This window comes from Agrobacterium sp. 22-214-1 (assembly GCF_053522465.1).
Genome location: NZ_JBNWCK010000002.1, coordinates 68776 through 92780, shown reverse-complemented (window position 1 = coordinate 92780; position 24005 = coordinate 68776). Strand labels below are relative to the sequence as shown.

Genomic DNA, 24005 nt, shown 5'->3' with positions numbered 1-24005 from the left:
AACACCGAAATCCCGGCGATCTTTATCAACTGTTAACCATAAAAAACCTATTGTTAAAGCGATGTTAAAACTTGCGTCGCCTGTCTGGTCCCTGGTTTCTTCACGTCATTTCATCGGCCTGTCACTCATCGGGCCTGAGGAGATGTCTTGGTGGCCCTTCGATCCGGCATCGGCCAAACTCGCCGGGTGAAAAGGAATGAACGTGAAGGGCACCGCCACACGTCTGCCGACGTCGCGGAAAGCAGCAACCCTGCTGCTCGCCTGTACGATTTTTTACCCGCAGGGAAGCGCCTTCGCGCAGACTGCAACGACAGCCATACCCGTCTTGCCGGGCAGCGCTTCTGCCGTCGACGGAGCAGCTTCACCCACACCGGCGACGGACAGTGGGGTGAGCACTGGCACTGTCCCGGCCACAGCTACGCCCACGCCCGCACCGCAACTGTGGCGTCCGTCCAACAATCCCGGCGATCCGATTTACGAACAGCAGGACGACGCGGGCCAACCCTATGCCGAGGCCGAAAACCCCTATGAGCCGACGGTGGATGGTGGCGAAAACCCACGGATAGCGACCGAACCCGGCCAAACGCCCGGCATCCGGCTCGGCACATTCCTGCTGCGACCTTCGATCAGCCAGACGATCAACACGGAAAAGCAGACGAATACCGGCGGTCCTTCCAGGCGCAATTATCTGACGACGGGCATACGCGGTACGCTCACCAGCGACTGGTCCCGTAACGCTTTGACGGTGACCGGCGACGGCGCCTGGGAGAGAAATTTCGGCAGCGACAAGGACGGCGAAGAACCCCGGGCCAGGGTAGAGGCCGATCTGCGCCTTGATCTCGGTGAAGAAACGACGGCCAATCTCAAGGCCGGTTACGAATTCAGCCGCGAAGACACGACGGACCCCAATGCTCTCACCGGCGCTGCCGTGCAGGGCGGCGAACACCGCTTCACCACCAGCGCATCGATAGAGCGGGATTTCGGCAAGCTGCGTGGCCTGGCGGCGCTCGATCTCTCGCGCACGGTCTATACGGATGCGAAAGGCGTCGACGGCCGGCCGATCAGCCTCAGCGACCGCGATCAGAACGGCGCGAACCTGCGTGGACGCATCGGTTATGAATTGTCGCCGGCGCTCATCCCCTTCCTCGAACTGAATGCCGGGACGACCAAATATGACAGGCGTCTCGACAATTCGGGCTATGCCCGCTCCTCCAATGCCTATGGGGCAAAGGTCGGCGCGGAAGTCGATCTTGGCGAGAAGACACGCGGCGAGGCCGCCATCGGCTATCTGCGCAAGCAATATGACGACGATCGCCTCGCCTCGATCGGCGCATTGACGCTGGATGGCGAACTCAACTGGTCACCCCAGCGCGGCACGAATGTCAATCTAGGCCTGCGCACGACGATAGAGGACTTCGCCGGCGGACCGCAGGGTGGCTGGGTTTCCTATCGGCTGGATGCCGGCCTGACCCACGAATTGCGCAGCAACCTCGTTGCCCGCCTGACGGGACAGATCGTGCATCGCACATTCCCCTCTTCCGACATGGAAAATGCCGTTGAATATACCGCAGGCGCCGGCCTGACCTGGGGACTGAACCGCTATCTCGACCTGACGGCGGATGTCAGTTACCAGTGGACGCCGGTTTACGACAGCAGTGAGCTGCGCGTCGGCGCAGGACTTGTCCTCAAGCGATAGGCTTCGGCCAAGAAGAAATCCCGGCGCTGAGGCCGGGATCCCGTTGTTGTTCTGGTAGATTACTTCAGCCCATCGATCAGGGCCTTGATCGGCTCCTCGATGGCAGGGCGAATATCGCCACGCTCCAGCGCGAAGGCGACGTTGGCAAGAATGAAACCATCCTTGGCGCCGCAATCGAAGGTCTGGCCACGGAAATGATAGCCGGAGAATTCCTGCGACTTCGCGAGCGTCAGCATGCCGTCCGTCAGCTGGATTTCGTTGCCGGCACCACGCTCCTGATTTTCGAGAATGTCGAAAATCTCGGGCTGAAGAATATAACGGCCGTTGATGTAGAAATTCGAGGGCGCCGTACCCTTGGCAGGCTTTTCGACCATTTCAGTGATCTTGAAACCTTCACCCACGGCATCACCCACACCGACGATGCCATATTTATGCGTCTGGTCGGGAGCGCATTCCTGCACCGCGATGACGTTGCCCTGGGTCTGGTCATAAAGTTCGACCATGCCCTTCAGGCAGCTTTTCTGCGAATGCATGATCATATCGGGCAAGAGCACCGCGAAAGGCTCGTCGCCGACGATATCACGGGCGCACCAGACCGCATGGCCAAGACCGAGCGGCACCTGCTGGCGCGTGAAGCTCGCGGTGCCCGCCTTGGGCAGAAGGCCGGCCAGCAATGTCAGCTCGGCATTCTTGTTGCGCTCGCGCAGCATCTGTTCAAGTTCAAATTGAATATCAAAATAATCTTCGATCACCGCCTTGCCGCGGCCGGTGACGAATACAAAATGCTCGATGCCCGCTTCCGCCGCCTCATCGACGACGTATTGAATGACCGGCTTGTCGACGACAGTGAGCATTTCTTTCGGAACCGCCTTGGTTGCGGGCAGGAAACGCGTGCCGAGACCTGCGACCGGAAATACGGCCTTCCGAATTTTCTTCTGTTCTACCACATATCCCTCCTGAGAGATAAAACTTGATCACAATCCCCGCACGCTGTTGTTATTTCAAAAATAACAACGTTTTGTAAAGGGTGACGCTACCATCTATTAATGGTAAAGAATTTGTTGACGTTCTTTTGTTATCCATGATGACGCCCGATGCGTTTTCGCAATCGAAATGATATTCGAGAGAACGAAAGACAGACGATGACAAAGATGATCCTTTCAGATGTCCGCAAATTCGGCTGCATGGTGGTTGCAGGCCTGGCAATCTCGCTGGCGCCCGTTTCGGCCCGCGCCGATCAGGGATTCCGTCAGTGGATCAACCAGTTCTATGCAACAGCCGCGAAAGAAGGCATTAGCAAGGCGACCTATCAGAAGGCCTTTGCCGGTGTCAGCGAGCCGGATCCCGACGCGCTGCGCAAGGCCACCTTCCAGCCGGAATTCACCACGCAGATCTGGGATTATCTCGATTCCCGCGTCAACCCGTACACGGTGCGGATCGGCCGCGAGATGAAGATGAAGCACGCGACGACCCTCAACTGGATCGAGCGTAACTTCAACGTCGACAAGCACATCATTCTCGCCATCTGGTCGATGGAATCGAATTACGGCGCGGTTCTGGAAAAACCCGAACGTCTGCACAACATCCCGCAGGCGCTGGCAACGCTCGCCTATTCCGATCCCAAACGCGCCAAATTCGCGCGCACGCAATTGATCGCGGCTCTGAAGATTCTCCAGGCGGGCGATGTCACGCCGAAACAGCTGACAGGCTCCTGGGCGGGCGCGATGGGTCACACCCAGTTCATTCCCACCAGCTACCTGCTTTATGCGGTGGATGCGGATGGCAACGGCAAGCGCGACATCTGGCACTCCGTTCCGGACGCGCTGGCAACTGCTGCCAATCTTCTTTCCAAGAACGGCTGGGAGCCCGGCCGGACCTGGGGTTATGAAACCGCCGTTCCGCGTGGCGGCGCCCGTTATGAAGGACAGACGAAGACCATTGCGGAATGGACGAAGCTCGGCTTCGCCCGCCCGAACGGCAAGAACTTCACGCGCGGCTCCGATCGCGCCATGCTGAAATTGCAGGGCGGAGCAAACGGCCCCGGCTTCCTGATGATGAAGAACTTCTTCACCATCAAGAAATACAACGCCTCCGACAGCTATGCGCTCGCCGTCGGCCTGCTTGCGGATGAGATCGCCGGTTATGGCGGCATGCAGCAGAAATGGCCGCGCCCCGATGGGACGCTGGACATTCGTGAAAAATTCGAGCTGCAGACCCGCATGAAGGAACTCGGCTATTATGACGGCGAGGTGGATGGGAACTTCGGCTCCGGGTCGAAAGCCGCCATCAGCGCCATCCAGTCGCGCATGGGTATGGAAACCGACGGCCAGCCGTCGCAGCGGTTGCTGAGAGCCCTGCGCAATTGATAATGTGCCGGTGAATTCGGCGGCGGCTTGAACGCCGCCGATGCATCCGGAAAGGTTGATGTCATGAGTAGGAAACCTGTGGTGAAGAACGGAAGAACCGGCTGGCGTTTCTGCGCCGTCCTTCTTTCCGTTGTCCTTGCCGTGCCGCTCGTTCCTTCCGAAAGCTTCGCCCAGGAGCAACGGCGCACCCTGTTTGAAATGCTCTTCGGCAGACCGGTGGGCCGCGATGGCGGATCCGGGCGCGAATACCAGCCCCGCAACCGTCGCGACTTTCCGTCTGCTCCGCGCGAAAGATCGGTCACCCGCCCGCAACCCGCCAGAAAAGCGCCCTCGGTGGTGCAGATGCGGACCGCAAAGCCGGAGCCTGCCGCCAAGCTTGAAAATGCGCGACGCGTTCTGGTCATCGGCGATTTTCTCGCCGGCGGCATGGGTGAAGAACTGGTCAATGCCTTCGCCAGTTCGCCTGCAATCGCCGTCGATGTGCGTGCAAATGGTTCTTCCGGCCTCGTCCGCACCGATTATTACGACTGGTTCACCAACCTGCCGCAATTCATCAGCGAGACCAAACCGGCCACCATCGTCATCATGATGGGATCGAACGATCGCCAGCAGATGCAGATCGGCGATATCAGGGAAAAATTCGGCACGGAGGTCTGGTTCAAGGAATATGAGCGGCGGATCGACGAGCTTCTGGCCCTTGCCGGACGCCCAAAGGTGCCGCTGCTATGGGTTGGCCTACCCGCCTTCCAGTCGCCGTCGCTTTCGGCCGATCTCGTCGGCTTCAACCGGCTTTATCGCAGCCATGTCGAGAAATATGGCGGCGAATTCGTCGACGTCTGGGACGGTTTCGTCGATGAGGCGGGAAAATTCGTCATTACCGGCTACGACATGAACGGCCAGCAGGCCCGCCTGCGCGAGGCTGACGGCATCGGCATGACCCAGGCCGGCAAACGCAAGCTTGCGTTTTACGTCGAAAAATTCGTGCGCAGGCACCTCGATAGCGCCGGGCCGGACCTCGTGAAACTGGACGGCAGCAATCTGCCGGCGCTCACCTCCCTGCCAGCACTCGGCATCGATGCCGGGCAGGTGCGCACCCAGCCTATCAGTCTCACCGATCCCAATCTCGATGGCGGCGACAAGCTGCTGGGCGATGCCCCTTTGACCGCCGGACCGACACGCGTATCCGTGGTGGAATCGCCACGCGAGAGGTTGACCAAGCGGGGCGAAATGGCCGATGCACCGGCAGGCCGCATCGATGACTATCGTGTGGCACCCGATACCACACAGGCAAAACAATAGACGCTTTCGCAGCTGCCTGACCGCCCCGCAGCGGGCGTAATGTTTAGGCAATCCGCGCATGACAGGATAGGTACAGCTTTGCAGGAATGCGGGGTTGGCCATCCACCATCCCCGGTCCCCTTTTTGCATGGCGACATCTATTTGACGGCGACGCCTCGCTTGTTCGTAGCGTCAGCGACGCCGTCGTTTTTTGCCTTTTACCGCACCCCTTTCCGGAAGGTACGCCGGACAATACCGAGATGAATTCATGCGCCTGCTGCTTGTTGAAGACGAACGCGAAATGGCAGCAGCCCTGTCCGCCGCGCTCCACCGGTTCGATATTATCGTGGATACGGTCGGCACGCTCGATCTTGCCCGTCACGCCATCATGGACGGCGTCCACAATCTTGTCGTGCTCGACCGGCAATTGCCGGATGGTGACGGCATCCAGCTTATCGAAGATTTGCGGCTCCTGCCCGTCACCCCGCCCGTCATCGTGCTGACGGCGCAGGGCGCGCTTGTGGATCGGGTGAATGGTCTGAACCTCGGTGCGGACGATTATCTGGCCAAGCCATTCGCGGTCGAGGAACTGCTTGCACGCATTCGCGCCCTGATGCGCCGGCCGGCCGGCGCCGTGACGATGACGGCAAAACTGGGCAGGCTGGAATTCTGCTTCGAAACCCGCGAAGTGCGTATCAAGGGTGAATTCCTTCCGCTGACCAGACGCGAACTGCTGATCCTCGAGGCCCTGTTGCGGCGACAGGGCAGAACGGTGCTGCGCTCATTGCTTGAGGAAGCCGTTTATAATTTCGACGACGAGATCCAGTCCAATGCACTCGATTCCCATATCTCCCGCTTGCGCCGCAAATTGGCGGCCGCGGATGCGGGCCTTGAGGTCCACGGCATTCGCGGCGTCGGTTACCTGCTGAGGGCAACCTCGTGAAGCTGGCCAGAAGAAAATCGCTCAAGCGCCGGCTCACCATTCAACTGCTGCTGTTCCAGATCGGCAGCCTGTTCTTCGTCACCGCCGCCATTGTCACCTATATGTCGAGCGGCGGCGCAGGCAGCGCGCTGCTCAGCCCGGAGGCGGCCCAGATAACCGCCAACGCGATCATACGGAATGAGGACAATCGGCTGGTTCTCAAAGAAACGCCCGAATTCATCAACCTGCGCAGCAATACCTCCGATTTCTGGTTCGTCGCGGTCAGCGAAAAAGGTGAGATCGTGCAGGGCGGGCAGGTGCCCGAGGCATTCAGCAACATGGATCAGCAGCTGAGCGACATCAGGGTCTCCGACGTGCGCGACGCGGCGCTGTCCTATTCCTACCTCGCCGTGGTGCGCATCGCCGTCGTTCGCCGTGCTTCGGGACCGGCGGGAGAATTCGTCATGATCGGCAAAGGCGGGCCGTTCAGCATGACCTTCCCCGTTTTGTTGTTCTCGAACATATTGATCATGCCTGTCCTCATTCTCATGTCCATCGTGACGGTCGTGACCATCCCCTGGATCATCCGCAGGGAATTTCGCGCCCTTTCCACCATTGCCCGAACGGCGGAAACCATCGATATCGACAGGCGCGGATACCGATTGCCGGATGGCGATATTCCACGGGAGGTGCAGCCGCTCGTGCATGCCGTCAACGGCGCGTTGAAGCGACTGGACGATGGCTACGAACGGCACAAGCGCTTCATTCTCGATGCCGCCCATGAATTGCGAACCCCCGTCGCCATTCTCCAGACCCGGGTGGAAACGCTGCTGGACGGCCCGGCCCGCAGCAGAATATTGGCGGATGCCAGCCGTATCGCCGTGCTGGCCGAACAATTGCTCGATTTGCAGCGCCTTGGCGGGCAGAAAGCCCCTCTGGTTCCCCTTGATCTTGTCACCCTGTGCAGATCGGTCGTCGCCGATATGGCCCCGCTCGCCATATCACAGGGATATGCGCTGTCCTTCGAACCGGAGGAAGAGCCGATCCTCGCCCTTGCCGACGACGCTTCGTTGCAGCGCGCCCTGATGAACATCGTGCAAAACGCCATCGAACATGGCGGCAATCGCGGCACGATCACGATAAGGGTGGCGGCAAACCGGGTGATCGAGATAGCCGACGAAGGCAATGGCATTCCCGAGGAGGACCGGGAACTGGTTTTCGATGCCTTCCACCGCCTGCGGCCGAAAGATCGCGGCACCGGGCTTGGGCTCAACCTCGTGCAGGAAATCGTCCGTTATCACGGCGGAGAGATTGCCATCAGCGATGCTTCCACCGGTGGCGCCTGTTTTCGTATCACCCTTCCCTATTGCTGAAGAAGAAGCCGTCATTTTGCAGCCAAAAGAAAAGGCCTGTTGCGTCTGCAACAGGCCTTTCCGGCTCGTATTACCTTCGGTGCTTAGCGCGGAAGAACGGTCGCACCCATCAGCGCTTCATCGATAGCACGCGCCGCCTGACGGCCTTCGCGGATCGCCCAGACCACCAGCGACTGGCCACGGCGCACGTCGCCCGCCGCCCACAGCTTGTCGACCGAGGTCTTATAGTCCGTTTCGTTGGCGATCACATTGGTGGAGCCGCGACGGTCGGTGTTGAGCGTCAACTTGCCGTCCATTTCCTTCAGCACGCTGTCCGTGAAGGGACCGGAAAAGCCGATGGCGATGAAGGCGAGATCGGCCTTGATGATGAATTCCGTGCCGGCAATCGGCTTGCGGCGGTCATCCACCTGGCAGCACTTCACGCCGGTCAGCACGCCGTCTTCGCCGACGAATTCGAGCGTTGCCACCTGGAACTCGCGGATGGCGCCTTCGGCCTGCGACGACGAGGTGCGCATCTTGGTTGCCCAGAAGGGCCAGACCGCCAGCTTGTCTTCCTTTTCCGGCGGCATCGGGCGGATGTCGAGCTGCGTGACCTTCACCGCACCCTGACGGAAAGCCGTGCCAACGCAGTCGGATGCGGTATCACCGCCGCCGACAACGACGACATGCTTGCCGCCGGCAAGAATCGGATCGGCCGGCCAGCCGACGCTGTCGATATTTTCGCGGCCGACGCGGCGGTTCTGCTGCACGAGATAGGGCATGGCATCGTAAACGCCATGCAGATCGGCGCCGCCGATACCGGCCGGGCGCGGGGTTTCCGAGCCGCCGCAATAAAGCACCGCATCGTGGTCGGCCAGAAGCGCCTCGACCGTCACATCGACGCCGACATTGACGCCGCAATGGAAGGTGACGCCTTCACCCTTGATCTGCTCGACACGGCGGTCGATGAAGTTCTTCTCCATCTTGAAGTCCGGGATGCCGTAACGCAGCAGGCCGCCGGGCTTGGATTCGCGCTCATAGACATGAACCTCGTGACCGGCGCGGCCGAGCTGCTGCGCAGCCGCCATGCCCGAGGGACCGGAACCGATGATGGCAACCTTTTTGCCGGTGTGGATCGTCGCTGGCTTCGGCACGATGAAGCCCAGCTCGTAGGCCTTGTCGGCAATCGCCTGCTCGACGGTCTTGATGGCGACCGGCGCATCCTCAAGGTTCAGCGTGCACGCCTCCTCACAAGGCGCGGGACAGACGCGACCGGTAAATTCCGGGAAGTTGTTGGTGGAGTGGAGGTTGCGGATCGCCTCTTCCCAATTGTTGTTATAGACCAGATCGTTCCAGTCGGGGATCTGGTTATGCACGGGACAGCCGGTCGGGCCGTGACAGTAGGGAATGCCGCAATCCATGCAGCGCGCCGCCTGCTTCTGTACCTCGGCATCCGACATCGGAATGGTGAATTCGCGGAAATGGCGAATACGATCCGATGCGGGCTGATACTTGCCCACCTGCCGGTCGATCTCCAGAAAACCTGTAACCTTGCCCACGTTTATATCCTCACATCAAAGCGGAGCGCCTGTCGGGCCCCAGTACCAGTAAGCGACACCAAAAGCCGCCCCCAGCACGATGAACTCAAATCCGGTCTCGCCGCTCGTTCAGATGATCGCCGTGGGAACGGCGACCGCGATCATCAGCGAGACCAGTTGGTGTAGTATCCTCACGCGGCGGATTACTCCGCCGCCACGCCCATGCGCATGCGCTCCATTTCCTCAAGCGCACGGCGGTATTCGACCGGCATGACCTTGCGGAATTTCGGACGGAACTCGCTCCAGCGATCGAGTATATCCTTGGCGCGCGACGAGTTCGTGTAATGGAAGTGGTTCGAGATCAGCTGGTAGAGACGCTCCTCGTCGTGGCGCGTCATGTCCTCGGAAACGTCCACGCGTCCCTTGTGCATGAGGTCGCCGCCGTGATGATGCAGCTTTTCCAGCATGTCGTCTTCTTCCGGAACCGGCTCCAGCTCGACCATGGCCATGTTGCAGCGGGTGGCGAAATCGCCCTTCTCGTCGAGAACATAAGCCACGCCGCCGGACATGCCGGCCGCGAAGTTGCGGCCCGTTTCACCGAGAACAACGACGATGCCGCCGGTCATATATTCGCAACCGTGGTCGCCGACACCTTCGACAACCGCGACCGCGCCGGAGTTACGCACCGCGAAACGCTCGCCAGCCACGCCACGGAAATAGCACTCGCCGGTGATCGCGCCGTAGAGAACGGTATTGCCGACGATGATCGAGTTTTCCGCGACGATACGGGTGTTTTCCGGCGGGCGCACGATGATGCGGCCACCCGAAAGGCCCTTGCCGACATAGTCGTTGCCGTCACCCACCAGATCGAAGGTGATGCCACGGGCGAGGAACGCGCCGAAAGACTGGCCCGCCGTACCCTTGAGGGTGACGTGGATCGTGTCGTCCTTCAGGCCCTTGTGGCCCCAGCGCTTGGCGAGCGCACCCGACAGCATCGCGCCAGCGGAACGGTCGACGTTCTTGATCGGCACTTCGAAGACCACGGGCTCGCGGTTTTCGAGCGACGGCAGGGACTTCTCGATCAGCTTGCGGTCGAGAATATCGTCGATCGGATGCTTCTGGCGCTCGGTCCAGAAGGTTGCTTCCTTCGGAGCTTCGACCTTGTGGAAGATACGGCTGAAATCCAGCCCCTTGGCCTTCCAGTGCGCCAGCATCTCATCCTTCTCGAGCAGTTCGGAAGCGCCGATGATCTCGTCCAGCCTGGTAACGCCAAGCGAAGCGAGGATTTCGCGCACTTCTTCGGCCACGAAGAAGAAGTAGTTGATGACATGTTCCGGCGTGCCCTTGAAGCGCTTGCGCAGAACCGGGTCCTGCGTCGCGACGCCCACCGGGCAGGTGTTGAGATGGCACTTGCGCATCATGATGCAGCCGGCCGCAATCAGCGGCGCGGTGGCAAAGCCGAATTCATCCGCACCGAGCAGCGCGCCGATGATGACGTCGCGGCCGGTCTTCAAACCGCCATCCACCTGCAGGGCAACGCGCGAGCGAAGGCCGTTCAGCACCAGCGTCTGCTGGGTTTCGGCAAGACCGATTTCCCATGGGGAACCGGCGTGCTTCAGCGAGGTTAGCGGCGAAGCGCCCGTGCCGCCATCGAAACCGGCAACGGTGATATGGTCGGCGCGCGCCTTGGCGACACCGGCCGCAACCGTGCCGACGCCGACTTCCGACACCAGCTTCACCGAAACATCGGCTTCAGGGTTGACGTTCTTCAGGTCGTAGATCAGCTGCGCCAGATCTTCGATAGAATAGATGTCATGATGCGGCGGCGGCGAAATGAGGCCAACGCCCGGCGTCGAATGACGCGTCTTGGCAACCGTCGCATCCACCTTATGGCCGGGCAGCTGGCCGCCCTCGCCGGGCTTGGCACCCTGCGCCACCTTGATCTGCAGCATATCGGCATTGACGAGATATTCCGTCGTCACACCGAAGCGTCCGGAAGCGATCTGCTTGATGGCGGAGCGTTCCGGGTTCGGCTTACCGTTCAACAGCGGCATGTAACGGTCGGATTCTTCGCCGCCCTCACCCGTGTTGGACTTGCCGCCGATGCGGTTCATGGCGATCGCGAGCGTCGTATGCGCCTCGCGGCTGATCGAGCCGAAGGACATGGCGCCAGTCGAGAACCGCTTGACGATATCAGCTGCCGGCTCGACCTCATCAATGGAAACCGGCTTGCGGCCGAGCGCTTCCGCCGACTTGACCTTGAACAGGCCGCGAATGGTGTTCATGCGCAGCGCCGTCTCGTTCACCATGCCGGCGAATTCGCGGTAGCGATCCTGGCTGTTGCCGCGCACGGCGTGCTGCAGCGAGGCAACGGCATCCGGCGTCCAGGCATGGCTTTCGCCGCGCATGCGATAGGCGTATTCGCCGCCAATATCGAGCGTGTTGGCAAGGATCGGGTCCTTGCCGAAGGCAGCCGTGTGGCGCGTTACGGTTTCTTCGGCGATCTCCGTCAGGCCGACACCTTCGATGGAGGTGGCGGTGCCGAAGAAATACTTCTCGACGAATTCCGAGGAAAGGCCGATGGCGTCGAAGATCTGCGCGCCGCAATAGGACTGGTAGGTGGAGATGCCCATCTTGGACATGACCTTGAGGATGCCCTTACCCACAGCCTTGATGTAGCGATAGACCACTTCATCGTCGGAGACTTCCTTCGGGAAGGCGCCGTGCTTGTGCATGTCAAGCAGCGTGTCGAAGGCGAGATAGGGGTTGATCGCTTCGGCACCATAACCGGCCAGCAGACAGAAATGGTGGATTTCGCGCGGCTCACCGGTTTCGACGACGAGACCGACGGAGGTGCGCAGACCCTTGCGGATCAAGTGATGGTGCACGGCGGCGGTCGCCAGAAGGGCGGGGATCGCAATACGGTCCGGGCCGAGCTGGCGGTCGGAGAGAACGATGATGTTGTAACCGCCGCGAACGGCCGATTCCGCACGCTCGCACAGGCGGTCGAGCATTTCAGGCATGCCTTCGGCGCCGCGCTCCACGTCATAGGTGAAGTCGAGCGTCTTGGTGTCGAAACGATCTTCCGTGTGGCCGATGGAGCGGATCTTCTCCAGATCGCCATTGGTCAGGATCGGCTGGCGCACTTCCAGACGCTTGGCGCGGGCCGCACCTTCATGGTCGAGAATATTCGGGCGCGGACCGATGAAGGACACGAGGCTCATGACAAGCTCTTCGCGGATCGGGTCGATCGGCGGGTTGGTCACCTGCGCGAAGTTCTGCTTGAAATAGGTGTAAAGCAGCTTCGACTTTTCCGACATGGCCGAGATCGGCGTATCGGTGCCCATCGAGCCGATGGCTTCCTGGCCGGTCGTCGCCATCGGCGACATCAGGAGCTTCGTATCTTCGCTGGTGTAGCCGAAGGCCTGCTGGCGGTCGAGCAGCGACACGTCGCGGCGCAGCGCGCGTGGTTCGACAGGCTTCAGCTCTTCGAGGATGAGCTGCGTGCGATCAAGCCAGGTGCGGTAAGGGTGCTTGGCGGCAAGCTCGTGCTTCACTTCCTCGTCGGAAACGATGGAGCCTTTTTCCATGTCGATCAGCAACATCTTGCCGGGCTGCAGACGCCACTTCTTGACGATGCGCTCTTCCGGCACCGGCAGCGTGCCGGCTTCCGACGCCATGATGATGCGGTCGTCATCGGTGACGAGATAACGCGCGGGGCGCAGGCCGTTACGGTCGAGCGTCGCGCCGATCTGCTTGCCATCGGTGAAGGCGACGGCGGCCGGGCCGTCCCACGGCTCCATCAGCGCTGCGTGATATTCGTAGAACGCCTTGCGTTCGGCCGACATGGACTGGTTGCCGGCCCAGGCTTCCGGGATCAGCATCATCACGGCATGGGCCATGGAGTAGCCGCCGCGCACGAGGAATTCGAGCGCGTTGTCGAAGCAGGCCGTATCCGACTGACCTTCATAGGAGATCGGCCAGAGCTTGGAGATATCGTCGCCGAACAGCACGGAGGAAACCGACGCCTGACGCGCCGCCATCCAGTTGACGTTGCCGCGCAGCGTGTTGATTTCGCCGTTATGGGCGACCATGCGGTAGGGGTGCGCGAGCTTCCAGGACGGGAAGGTGTTGGTCGAAAAACGCTGGTGCACGAGGGCGACGGCGGATTCGAAGCGCGGATCGGCCAGATCCTTGTAATAGGCGCCCACCTGATAGGCGAGGAACATGCCCTTGTAGACGATGGTCGAGGAGGAGAGTGAAACGGGATAGAAATCCTGCGTTTCCTTGCCGCCGCCCTCGTCATAGATGCGGTTGGAGAGAACCTTGCGGATCAGGAACAGCTTGCGCTCGAAATCGGCATTGCTCGCGGCATCGCGGCCGGCGCCGATGAAGACCTGCACGTGGTGCGGTTCGGTCGCTGCGATATCCGGCGCCTTGGAGAGCGAGGAATTGTCGACCGGCACATCGCGGAAGCCGAGGAACTGCTGCCCCTCTTCGCCGATGACGTCAACGATGACCTTCTTGTAATGCTCGATGCGGGAAGGATCGCGCGGCATGAAGATGTGGCCGACGGCATATTCACCGGCCTTCGGCAGGGTCACGCCCTGCGCCGCCATTTCCTCGCGGAAGAAGCGGTCGGGGATCTGCACGAGAATGCCCGCGCCATCGCCCATCAGGGGATCGGCGCCGACGGCACCGCGATGCGTCAGGTTTTCGAGGATGAACAGGCCGTCCTTGACGATCTGGTGCGACTTGGTGCCCTTCATATGGGCAACGAAGCCGACGCCGCAGGCATCATGTTCATTGGCGGGATCGTAAAGACCCTGCCTTTCCGGCAAACCGCCCGCGAAACGCGCTTTCGCAGAAACGGGTGCGGCCGCAGCCGCGGTGGGACAGTCTGTGGTCAGGGTGGCGGCGGCGATTTCCACCTGCGGCTTGTTCGTCATTTTTGTCCCTCCTGCAAAATTACTTGCATGGTTTCATGCGAAGATCCGGCTCGACACGAATTTTCGCTTCCCGCAAAATCCGCATTCAATCCGGCTCGATCAAATTTAGGACAGCAAAGCTGTCTCAATTCATGAGGATTTTGGCAGAAACAGGCGAATTTAGCAAGGGCGCGAATCCAATTAGTGAAAGCCCCATTTGCAGCGAAGTTTCGATACTGACCTATTGCGCGAAACTTTCTTATCGCAAGACCCGCAGAGCCATTGCTTTCATTGCCGGATTTGCCAATCGCAATCTTAGGTCATAGAACTTTGCCGTTCATCGCGCCACGCATTCCCAAACCAGAACCCCAGCCATCGGAAAGCCTTCAGAGATGTTTTTTGCTTCAGACAATTGGGCCGGCGCCCACCCTGCCGTCAACGAACGGCTTTCGCGGGAATCCACGCGCTTTGCCGCCGCCTACGGCACCAGCGAACTCGATCTCTCCATCGAAAAGCGCTTCAACGAGATTTTCGAGCGCGAGGTCGCGGTGTTTTTCGTCGCCACCGGCACGGCGGCCAATTCGCTTTCGCTGGCCAGCATCGCCCGCGCCGGCGGCCTGACCTTCTGTCACTCCGAAGCGCATGTGATCGAGGACGAATGCGGCGCGCCGGATTTCTTTTCCGGCATGCGCATGGTCGCCGTCGAGGGGCCGAACGGCAAGATGTTGCCGGAGAACCTGATCGAGCGCATTGCGCGTTATCCGCAGGATGCCGTGCATCACGGCCGCGCCGCAGCCATCACCATGACGCAGGCGACCGAGGCCGGCACGGTCTACACGCTCGATGAAATCGACGCCATCGCCAAAATCGCCAAGGATAACGGCCTGCCGCTGCATATGGACGGCGCGCGTTTCGCCAATGCGCTGGCCGCCCTCGGTACAACGCCCGCCGAAATGACCTGGAAACGCGGCGTCGACGTCCTGTCTTTCGGCGGCACGAAAAATGGCTGCTGGTGTGCGGAAGCCATCGTCTTCTTCGATCCCTCGCTCGCCCGGGATTTTTCCTTCCTGCGCAAGCGCACCGCCCAGCTTTTTTCCAAGTCGCGCTTCATCGCCGCGCAATTCGAGGCCTACCTGCAGGACGATCTGTGGCTCGGTCTCGCCAGCCACGCCAATGCCATGGCCAACCGGCTGCGCGCCGGTTTCGCTTCGCTGAACAGCGCCCGCCTTGCCTGGCCGACCGAGGCCAATGAAGTTTTCGCCATTCTGCCAAAGGCCGCCGCAGAAGCCGCCACGGCAAAGGGTGCGAAGTTCTACGACTGGCTCGAGCCGCGCGACATGCCGGAAAAGGTCGGCAAGGATGAGGTGCTGATCCGCATGGTCACCAGCTTCGCGACGACCGAGGCCGATGTGGACGAATTCCTGTCGATCTGCGCCGCCGTTTAAACTATCGGAGGGCGTCGCCTTGCGGCGCCCTCATACCTCCTGCAGCCGGTAACCCACGCCGGTTTCCGTCAGGATATAACGCGGCTGATCCGGGATCTTTTCGATCTTCTGGCGAAGCTGGCGCACATAGACCCGCAAATATTGCACGTCGGTCAGTTCGTCCCATACATGCTCCAGCAGAAAACGGTGCGTCAGCACCTTGCCGGCATGCTGCACCAGAACCCGCAGAATGTCATATTCCTTGGGCGAGAGCTTCACCTCCCGATCCTCCACCTTGACGATGCGCCTGACCAGATCGACGGAAAGATCTCCGGTCTGGAACACCGGCCTCTCTCCCTGGCTTTGCAGACGATGGCGCAGGGCGACGCGGATACGGGCGACAAGTTCGTTCATGCCGAAAGGCTTGGTGATATAGTCATCCGCCCCCAGTTCCAGCGCCCTGACGATACCCGCCTCATCCGTGCGGCTGGAGAGGATGATGACCGGCAGCGCCAGCCCTTCGCCGCGCCATTTCGCCAGAAGATCATGCCCCGACATATCCGGCAGGCCGAGATCGAGAACGACGAGATCGGGCTTGTCCTGACTGACCAGCTCCATGGCGACCTTCGCATTCATCGCCTCGCTCACCGCATATTCTTGGGTCGACAGCCCTACGCGCAAAAGCTTGCGGATCGGTGGTTCGTCGTCGACGATCAGAATACGAACGGCGGAATTGGTCATTCCCGATCTCCTTCAGCGGCATAGCTGCTTGTCGCCGGCAATCGCGCCTTAATCATGGTCTATCACCGGCGCATCGGCGGGAACCGGCAGACTGACGGTAAACTGCGCACCGGTACGGCCCGTCCTGTTTTCCGCACGGATCGAACCGCCCATGGCCTCGATGAACCCCTTGCAGATCGATAGCCCCAGGCCCGTTCCGGCCTGCACATGATCCGCCTTGCGCACCCGGTAGAAGCTGTCAAAGACCCGCTCCGTATCGTCGGGCGGAATACCCGGCCCCGCATCCGCCACCGAGAGAAAGATATTCTTGCCCTGTCGCCAACCGCGAATCTCGATGGCGGTATGTTCGGGAGCGTATTTGGCGGCATTGTCGATGAGATTGAACAGAACCTGTTCGAAAAGCACGGGATCGACCTTCAGCATCGGCAGGTCGGAGGGAATATCCAGAACGATCTCATGCCTGACGACGATTTTCGCGGCCCGCGAAAGCGCGGTTCCGACCATGTCGCCCACGAAATGCAGCCCATAATTCGGCTCCATAGCACCCGAGCCGATCCGCGTCATATCGAGAAGATTGGAGATGAACCGGTTCAGCCGCTCGGATTCCTCGATGATCGTCGACAGCAGTTCGGCGCGCGCATCCGGCGGGATGTCCTCGGCGAAATCCTTCAGCGTTCCGGCCGAACCCAGAATGGCCGCAAGCGGCGTTTTAAGGTCGTGGGAGATGGATGTCAGGAGCGCGGTGCGCAGCCGGTCGGTTTCCGCCGCAAGCCTTGCCCGGTCGACATCCGAGACGAGCTGGATTCGCTCGATGGCAAGTGCCGCCTGATCGGCCAGGGCATCGAACAGCCGCTGCTGTTCCGGTGTCAGAAGCGGGCCGAGCCGGTCATCGTCCAGCCCCACCACGCCGACGGCGCCGCTGCCGGTGCGCAGGGGCAGGTAAAGACGTTTGGCGCCGGGAAGCGTATCCGCGCCCCTGCCTGCTGCCTTGTTATGTTCCCAGGCCCATTGCGCGGCGGCAATATCGGCATCCACCAGCGTATCGTCCGGCGGATACCCCGCCTTGACCGTGATCGTGTTGTTTTCCGGTAAGAGAAGAACGATCCGCACCTTCAGCATCGAGGCCATCTGGAAAGCGGCCGCCCACAACACATCGTCCAGCGTTCCCGTTACCGAAAGCTTCTTGGAGAACAGATATAAATCTTCCGTCGTTCGCGCCCTTGCCCGTGCGGCGGCGGCCTGCCGTTGTACGGCCGCCGTGAGATTGGAGGCGACAAGCGCCACGCCGAGATAAAACAGCAGCGCCACGACACTTTCCGGATCGCGAACGGTCAGGGTGTAACGCGGCTCAAGGAAGAAAAAATTGAATGCAAAAGCGCCGAGCAGGGAAGCATAAAGCGCTGGCCCCAGCCCGCCGCGCACGGCGGCTGCCAGAACCGCCATCAGGAACACCAGCGCCAGATTTCTGACATCGAGCGTCTGGTCGAGCACGATGCCGGCCACGATCGCCAGGCCGACGAACAGGGTGCTGTTAAGATAGGGCCGTATGGAACGATACGATTGCGCCGAGGCCGGCTTTGCGGCCTGGCCCGGCTTCTCTTCTTTTTTATCGCCGGAAATGACGTGAACGCTGATATCGCCGGCGTGGTCGATCAGATCATGTGTCAGCGAGCGCTGAAAAATCCGCTGCCACCAGGATTTTCGCGGGCGGCCGATGATGATGTGGGTGAAATTATTGGCGTTGGCGTAGGAGATGATCTCCCGAGTCAGGTCGAGCGCCGGCAGGGTCACCGTCTCGCCGCCAAGCTGCTGGGCGAGCCTCATGGTGCCGGCCAGCCGGTCCTTCTCCACCTCCGACAATTGTTGCGAACGCGGCGTATCGAGATGCAGCGCCGTCCAGGGCGCGCGCAGCCGATCCGCCTGCCGGCGGGCATAACGCACCAGCCCCGGACCGTTGCCGCCATGATCGAGACAGACCAGAACCCTGTCTCCTGCCGCCCATGGGCCGGAAATGGCATGGGACTGCATGTGGTTGAGCAATTGCTCATCCACCCGTTGCGCGGTGCGGCGAAGCGCGAGTTCGCGCAGCGCCGTCAGGTTGCCGCGAGAGAAATAATTCTCGATGGCGCGCCGGGCGGTGCGGGGCAGGTAAACCTTGCCATCCTGCAGACGCTTGATCAGATCGTCTGGCGTAATATCGATGATTTCGACATCGTCGGCCCGGTCGATGATGCTGTCCGGCACTGTTTCGCGAACGCGGATGCGGGTGATCTGCGCAACGACGTCGTTCAGGCTTTCGACATGCTGGATGTTCAGCGTCGTATAGACGTCGATGCCCTGCGCGAGAATTTCCTGAACGTCCATGTAGCGCTTGGGGTGACGGCTGCCGGCGGCATTGGTGTGGGCCAGTTCATCGACCAGAACCAGGGCGGGACGACGGGCGAGAATGGCATCGATATCCATCTCTTCCAGCACCTGACCGCGATAATCGATACGCCGGCGCGCAACGATCTCGAAACCCTGCACCAGCGTTTCGGTTTCCCGGCGGCCATGGGTTTCCACGACGCCGATGACGGCATCCACCCCATCCGCCAGCTTCGCACGGCCGGACATCAGCATTTCATAGGTCTTGCCGACGCCGGGTGCCGCCCCCAAAAATATCTTCAGCCGGCCCCGCGCCTCGCGCCGGGCGTTTTCCAGCAGCGCATCGGGCGACGGTCGGCTCGGCATATCGCGATTGTCGTCAGGCATTTAACCCACCAGTGTCGAGGCTATGGCTTGCGAACAAGCCATAGCCATTTCAGTTCATGAGCCGGCTGCGTCAAGAGCCATGTTGAGCGCCAGCACATTCACGACCGGCTCTCCCATGAATCCGAGTTCCGGTCCTTCGACATGGCTCTCGACGATGGCACGCAGGGATGCCTCATCCATGCCCCTTGCTTTGGCGATGCGCGGCACCTGAAAATAAGCGGCCTCCGGCGAAACATGCGGATCGAGGCCGCTGCCCGAGGCCGTCACCAGATCGGCCGGAACCTCGGCCGTCGGATTTTCGGCTTTTGCAGTCTCGTAATCCTGTTTCACCCGGTCGATGAGCTTGGCGCTCGTCGGACCGAGATTGGAGCCGGACGATGAAGCGGCATTGTAACCATCGCCGGCAGCCGATGGCCTGCCATGGAAATATTTCTCACTGGCAAAGGCCTGCCCGATCAATTGCGAACCCACAACCGCACCACTCTTTTCTATGAGGCTGCCATTGGCCTGAAAGGGGAAGATCGCCTGAGCGAGACCCGTCATGCCCAGAGGATAGGCAAGGCCGGTGATGGCGGTGGTGGCGAGGATGAGCACCAGTGCGGGACGAAGCTGTTTGAACATTGTCTTTACTCCTCAGGCAAGACCGAGCGCCGTGATGGCGAGGTCGATGGCCTTGATGCCGATGAAGGGAACGATGATGCCGCCGAGGCCATAGATGACCAGATTGCGCGACAGCAGCGCGCCCGCGCCGATCGGCCGATATTTGACGCCCTTCAGCGAGAGCGGGATGAGCGCGATGATGATGAGCGCGTTGAAGATGATCGCCGACAGGATGGCGCTCTGCGGTGTCGAAAGCCCCATCACATTCAGAACGCCGAGCTGCGGATAGAGCGCCAGGAACATTGCCGGGATGATGGCGAAATATTTGGCGATATCGTTGGCGATGGAGAACGTCGTCAGCGCGCCGCGCGTCATCAGCAATTGCTTGCCGATTTCGACGATCTCGATGAGCTTGGTCGGATCGCTGTCGAGATCGACCATATTGCCCGCCTCGCGTGCCGCCACTGTACCCGTGTTCATGGCAACGCCGACATCGGCCTGCGCCAGCGCCGGCGCGTCGTTGGTGCCATCGCCGCACATGGCGACGAGCTTGCCCTTGGCCTGCTCCTCGCGGATAAGCTCCAGCTTGTTTTCCGGTGTCGCCTGGGCAAGGAAATCATCGACGCCGGCTTCCGCTGCGATGGCGGCGGCCGTCATGGGGTTGTCGCCCGTGATCATAACCGTGCGGATGCCCATACGGCGAAGCTCTGCGAAACGCTCGCGAATGCCGCCCTTGACGATGTCCTTCAGCTGCACGACGCCGAGCAGCTTTCCATCCCGCACGACGGCGAGCGGCGTGCCGCCGGTCTTGGCAATCTCTTCCGCAATTGTCCGGATGCCGCGTGCGGCGTCCGTTTCGGTTTTGACGGCAAGCGCCACATTGCCCTGTTGCGGAGCGCCGCCATCAACATAAGCAAGAACGGCATCGACTGCGCCCTTGCGAATGGACGAACCTTCGAAATCGACACCGCTCATGCGGGTCTGGGCGGAGAAGGGTACGAAATTCGCATGCAGCTTCTGCATGTCGCGGGCGCGGATGCCGTATTTTTCCTTGGCGAGAACCACGATAGAACGGCCTTCCGGCGTTTCGTCGGCAAGGGAGGCAAGCTGCGCCGCATCGGCCAGTTCCTGCTCGGAAACGCCGGCAACGGGGCGGAATTCGGTTGCCTGCCGGTTGCCGAGGGTGATGGTGCCGGTCTTGTCGAGCAGCAGCGTATCGACATCGCCGGCGGCCTCGACGGCACGGCCGGACATGGCGAGCACGTTGAAACGCACCAGCCTGTCCATGCCGGCAATGCCGATGGCGGACAGAAGCGCGCCGATGGTGGTGGGGATGAGCGTTACGAAGAGAGCCACCAGCACGATGATCGGGATCGAACCGCCGGCATAGGATGCAAAGCTCGGAATGGTCGCGGTGGCCAGCACGAAGATCAGCGTCATGCCCGCGAGCAGAATGTTGAGCGCGATCTCATTCGGCGTCTTCTGGCGTTCAGCGCCTTCGACCAGCGAAATCATCCGGTCGAGGAAGGTGGAACCGGCAGCGGCGGTGATGCGAACCCTGATCCAGTCCGACAGCACCTGCGTGCCGCCTGTCACGGCCGAGCGATCACCGCCGGATTCACGGATGACGGGAGCGGATTCACCGGTGATTGCCGCCTCGTTGACGGAGGCGACACCTTCGATGACCTCACCGTCGGAGGGGATGATATCGCCCGCCTCGACGAGAACGACATCGTTCACTTTCAGGCTGGTGCCCGCCACCATCTTATACTGGCTGCGATCATCGCCGGTGAGCAGTTTCGCCTGGGTTTCGGTGCGGGTCCGGCGCAGCGAATCCGCCTGCGCCTTGCCGCGCCCTTCTGCGACGGCTTCCGCGAAATTGGCGAACAATACGGTAAACCAGAGCCAGAGATTGATCTGGAAGGAAAAGCCGAGATTGCCGCTGCCGGTGACGAGATCGCGGATGAACAGCACTGTTGTCAGCAGTGACACCGTCGCGACCACGAACATGACCGGGTTGCGGGCAAGCGTGCGCGGGTTGAGCTTTTTGAATGCGGCGGCAATGGCCGGCACGAGAATGCGAGAATCGAGGATGCTCGCTTGTTTGGACTGGCTCATGAAGAGGCTCCAGCGTTTGAAACAGGGCGACCGATAAAGGTCGATCAGCCCGTGATAACTTCGAGAGCGATAACGGCGGCGACGAGAGCCGCCATCATCGCGAGAATGAGATTGGAAGCGCACCAGCCGCCAGGCGTGGCGCTCCCTTTGACGGGAGCACCTTTGCGGGCGGAGACGATGCGGTTACTTCGGGACTTGTCGTTCATGGCATCACCTCAGAAGAGCTGGCCTGCCGCCATCACCAGATGTTCGGCAACGGGGCCGAGCGCCAGTGCAGGCAGGAAGGTAAGGCCACCGACGATCAGGATCGTGCCGACAAGCAGGCCGACGAAGAGCGGGCCATCCGTCGGGAAGGTGCCAGCCGAGGCCGGAACGGTCTTCTTGGTGACCAGCGAACCGGCAATGGCGAGTGCCGGAATGATGACCAGAAAACGTCCCATCAGCATGCCAAAGCCAAGCGTGATGTTGTACCAGGTGGTGTTGCCTGTGAGGCCGCCGAAGGCCGAGCCGTTATTGGCGGCCGCCGAGGTATAGGCATAGAGAATTTCGGAGAAGCCGTGCGGCCCCGCCGTGCCGATTGACGCGACGGCAGAGGGCAGAACAGTGGCCGTTGCCGTGAAGACCAGCATGGCGAGCGGCAGGCAGAGAATGGCCAGAACCGCCATCTTCATTTCCTTGGCCTCGATCTTCTTTCCGAGATATTCCGGCGTGCGCCCGACCATCAGACCCGCCACGAAGATGGCGATGACGATGAAGAGCAGAATGCCGTAAAAACCCGCACCGACACCGCCGACGATCACCTCGCCCAGCTGCATGTTGATAAGCGGGATAAGACCACCCAGCGCCGTGAAGCTGCCATGCATCGCGTTGACCGCGCCGCAGGAGGCGGCGGTGGTGATGACCGCAAAGAGCGACGAGAGCGCCACGCCGAAACGGACCTCCTTGCCCTCCATATTGCCGCCGGCAAGACCGAAGCCGTGCATCAGCGGGTTTCCGGCCGCTTCCGCCCAATAGGTGACGGCGACGCCGGCGATGAACAGCACGCCCATGGCGGCGAGGATCGCCCAGCCCTGGCGCTGGTTACCGACCATGCGGCCGAAGACATTGGTAAAGGCTGCCCCGATGGCGAAGATCGACACCATCTGGATCATGTTGGAAATGGCATCCGGGTTCTCGAAGGGATGCGCCGAATTGGCGTTGAAGAAACCGCCGCCATTGGTGCCCAGCATCTTGATCGCCAGCTGTGACGCGGCGGGGCCGACGGCAATCGTCTGCTGCGCGCCTTCCAGCGTCTGCGCATTCACATAGGCGCCGAGCGTCTGCGGCACGCCGAGCCAGACGTAAACGAGGGTCAGCACGATGCAGAGGGGTAAAAGCACGTAGAGGGTCGAGCGAACCATATCCACCCAGAAATTGCCGATCGCCTTGCCGGAAGCGCGGGAAAACGCGCGGATCAGGCCGATGGCGATGGCCATGCCTGTTGCGGCGGAGACGAAGTTCTGCACGGTGAGACCCGCCATCTGGGTCAGATAGGACAGGGTGCTTTCGCCGCCATAATTCTGCCAGTTGGTGTTGGTGACGAAGCTGACCGCCGTATTGAAGGATAATTCCGGTCCCACGGCCGCCATTCCCTGCGGATTATAGGGCAGCACCGCCTGAAAGCGCATCAGGGCATAAAGCAGGGCAAAACCGAGCAGGTTGAAGAGAAGCATGGAGAAAGCATAGGTCGTCCAGTGCTGCTCCTCACGCTCGCTTGTCCCGGCAAGGGCATAAAGGCCGCGCTCGACCGGTGCGAGAACCGGCGACAGCAGGGTGCGCTCGCCATTAAAGACACGCGCCATATAGAAGCCGAGCGGCTTCACCAGCGCAAAAATGATCCCGCAAAACAGCAGAATCTGAAACCATCCATTGAGGGTCATGGTATTGAACTTTCAATAAAGCATCGGACCGAAAAGTGTCATGCGGTTTTCGGAAAATCCGATGCTCGGACAGAAAGAGAGAGCGGCGGATACGATTCCATTTTCTCTCCGCCGCTCGAACCGCCGCTTCCCGATCAGAAACGTTCGGGGCGAATGAGAGCATAGGTGAGATAGGCGGCGATAAAGACCGTGACGGCACCGCTCAAGATATAGTCGAATGTCATCGCAGCCTCCGTCTAAAGCCGGTCGCAGGCGCGCGTATAGGCAAAGCAGAGGGCGAAAAACACCGTGACTGCGCCGATCAGAACAACATCCATCATCGATGGGACTCCTTTTTATTCGAGGAGCCGGACAGGAAGAAAAGCGCCGTCA

16 protein-coding genes are annotated in these 24005 nt (G+C 60.8%); 6 read left to right on the top strand and 10 right to left on the bottom strand.

From position 1 onward, the window contains the following. The first annotated feature begins 196 nt into the window (after window positions 1-196). On the top strand, window positions 197-1696 hold the full coding sequence (uppP, locus tag ACQZ5G_RS10170; RefSeq protein ID WP_448737758.1) for a polysaccharide biosynthesis protein UppP: 1500 nt from the start codon (window positions 197-199) through the stop codon (window positions 1694-1696). A 59-nt stretch (window positions 1697-1755) separates the two neighbouring features. On the opposite strand, the gene galU is transcribed toward uppP, so the two are convergent. After that, entirely contained in the window at window positions 1756-2643 is an 888-nt protein-coding gene (gene galU, locus ACQZ5G_RS10165) for a UTP--glucose-1-phosphate uridylyltransferase GalU (protein WP_003519549.1), read from the bottom strand. A gap of 195 nt (window positions 2644-2838) precedes the next feature. On the opposite strand from galU, the gene ACQZ5G_RS10160 reads away from it, so the two are divergent. From ACQZ5G_RS10160 to ACQZ5G_RS10145, 4 genes are all read left to right on the top strand, one after another. After that, window positions 2839-4062, top strand: coding sequence for a lytic murein transglycosylase (locus ACQZ5G_RS10160; protein WP_003519550.1), 1224 nt, complete (start codon window positions 2839-2841; stop codon window positions 4060-4062). A 63-nt stretch (window positions 4063-4125) separates the two neighbouring features. Next, window positions 4126-5361, top strand: a complete 1236-nt coding sequence (locus tag ACQZ5G_RS10155) for an SGNH/GDSL hydrolase family protein (RefSeq protein ID WP_448737759.1) — start codon at window positions 4126-4128, stop codon at window positions 5359-5361. A gap of 247 nt (window positions 5362-5608) precedes the next feature. After that, window positions 5609-6283 carry a response regulator transcription factor gene (locus ACQZ5G_RS10150; RefSeq protein WP_448737760.1) on the top strand — a complete coding sequence of 225 codons (675 nt, stop codon included), beginning with the start codon at window positions 5609-5611 and terminating at the stop codon, window positions 6281-6283. Beyond that, window positions 6280-7635: an ATP-binding protein gene (locus tag ACQZ5G_RS10145; RefSeq protein WP_196378483.1), complete on the top strand. Its 1356-nt coding sequence runs from the start codon at window positions 6280-6282 to the stop codon at window positions 7633-7635. Before ACQZ5G_RS10150 ends, ACQZ5G_RS10145 begins: the two co-directional genes overlap by 4 nt. 83 nt (window positions 7636-7718) lie before the next feature. Here the strand turns inward: ACQZ5G_RS10145 and ACQZ5G_RS10140 are convergent, their stop codons facing one another. Together ACQZ5G_RS10140 and gltB are read right to left on the bottom strand one after the other, a co-directional pair. Beyond that, window positions 7719-9173, bottom strand: a complete 1455-nt coding sequence (locus tag ACQZ5G_RS10140) for a glutamate synthase subunit beta (protein ID WP_003519554.1) — start codon at window positions 9171-9173, stop codon at window positions 7719-7721. A 182-nt stretch (window positions 9174-9355) separates the two neighbouring features. After that, window positions 9356-14101 carry a glutamate synthase large subunit gene (gene gltB / locus ACQZ5G_RS10135; protein ID WP_448737761.1) on the bottom strand — a complete coding sequence of 1582 codons (4746 nt, stop codon included), beginning with the start codon at window positions 14099-14101 and terminating at the stop codon, window positions 9356-9358. A gap of 371 nt (window positions 14102-14472) precedes the next feature. On the opposite strand from gltB, the gene ACQZ5G_RS10130 reads away from it, so the two are divergent. Further along, on the top strand, window positions 14473-15525 hold the full coding sequence (locus tag ACQZ5G_RS10130; protein WP_448737762.1) for a threonine aldolase family protein: 1053 nt from the start codon (window positions 14473-14475) through the stop codon (window positions 15523-15525). A gap of 30 nt (window positions 15526-15555) precedes the next feature. On the opposite strand, the gene ACQZ5G_RS10125 is transcribed toward ACQZ5G_RS10130, so the two are convergent. The 7 genes from ACQZ5G_RS10125 to kdpF all read right to left on the bottom strand — a co-directional run bounded on the left by ACQZ5G_RS10125 (window position 15556) and on the right by kdpF (window position 23857). After that, window positions 15556-16245, bottom strand: a complete 690-nt coding sequence (locus ACQZ5G_RS10125; protein WP_003519561.1) for a response regulator transcription factor — start codon at window positions 16243-16245, stop codon at window positions 15556-15558. A 48-nt stretch (window positions 16246-16293) separates the two neighbouring features. Beyond that, a complete protein-coding gene (locus ACQZ5G_RS10120; protein ID WP_003519562.1) occupies window positions 16294-18996 on the bottom strand; it encodes a sensor histidine kinase in 2703 nt (900 codons plus the stop codon). Between the two features lie 54 nt (window positions 18997-19050). Next, on the bottom strand, window positions 19051-19617 hold the full coding sequence (gene kdpC / locus ACQZ5G_RS10115; RefSeq protein ID WP_003519563.1) for a potassium-transporting ATPase subunit KdpC: 567 nt from the start codon (window positions 19615-19617) through the stop codon (window positions 19051-19053). 12 nt (window positions 19618-19629) lie between these two features. Then, entirely contained in the window at window positions 19630-21714 is a 2085-nt protein-coding gene (gene kdpB / locus ACQZ5G_RS10110; RefSeq protein WP_448737763.1) for a potassium-transporting ATPase subunit KdpB, read from the bottom strand. A 44-nt stretch (window positions 21715-21758) separates the two neighbouring features. Further along, entirely contained in the window at window positions 21759-21920 is a 162-nt protein-coding gene (locus ACQZ5G_RS10105) for a hypothetical protein (protein ID WP_400156807.1), read from the bottom strand. Window positions 21921-21929: 9 nt separating this feature from the next. After that, on the bottom strand, window positions 21930-23633 hold the full coding sequence (kdpA, locus tag ACQZ5G_RS10100; RefSeq protein WP_448737764.1) for a potassium-transporting ATPase subunit KdpA: 1704 nt from the start codon (window positions 23631-23633) through the stop codon (window positions 21930-21932). Between the two features lie 134 nt (window positions 23634-23767). Beyond that, a complete protein-coding gene (gene kdpF / locus ACQZ5G_RS10095) occupies window positions 23768-23857 on the bottom strand; it encodes a K(+)-transporting ATPase subunit F (protein ID WP_003506089.1) in 90 nt (29 codons plus the stop codon). Window positions 23858-24005 lie beyond the last annotated feature (148 nt).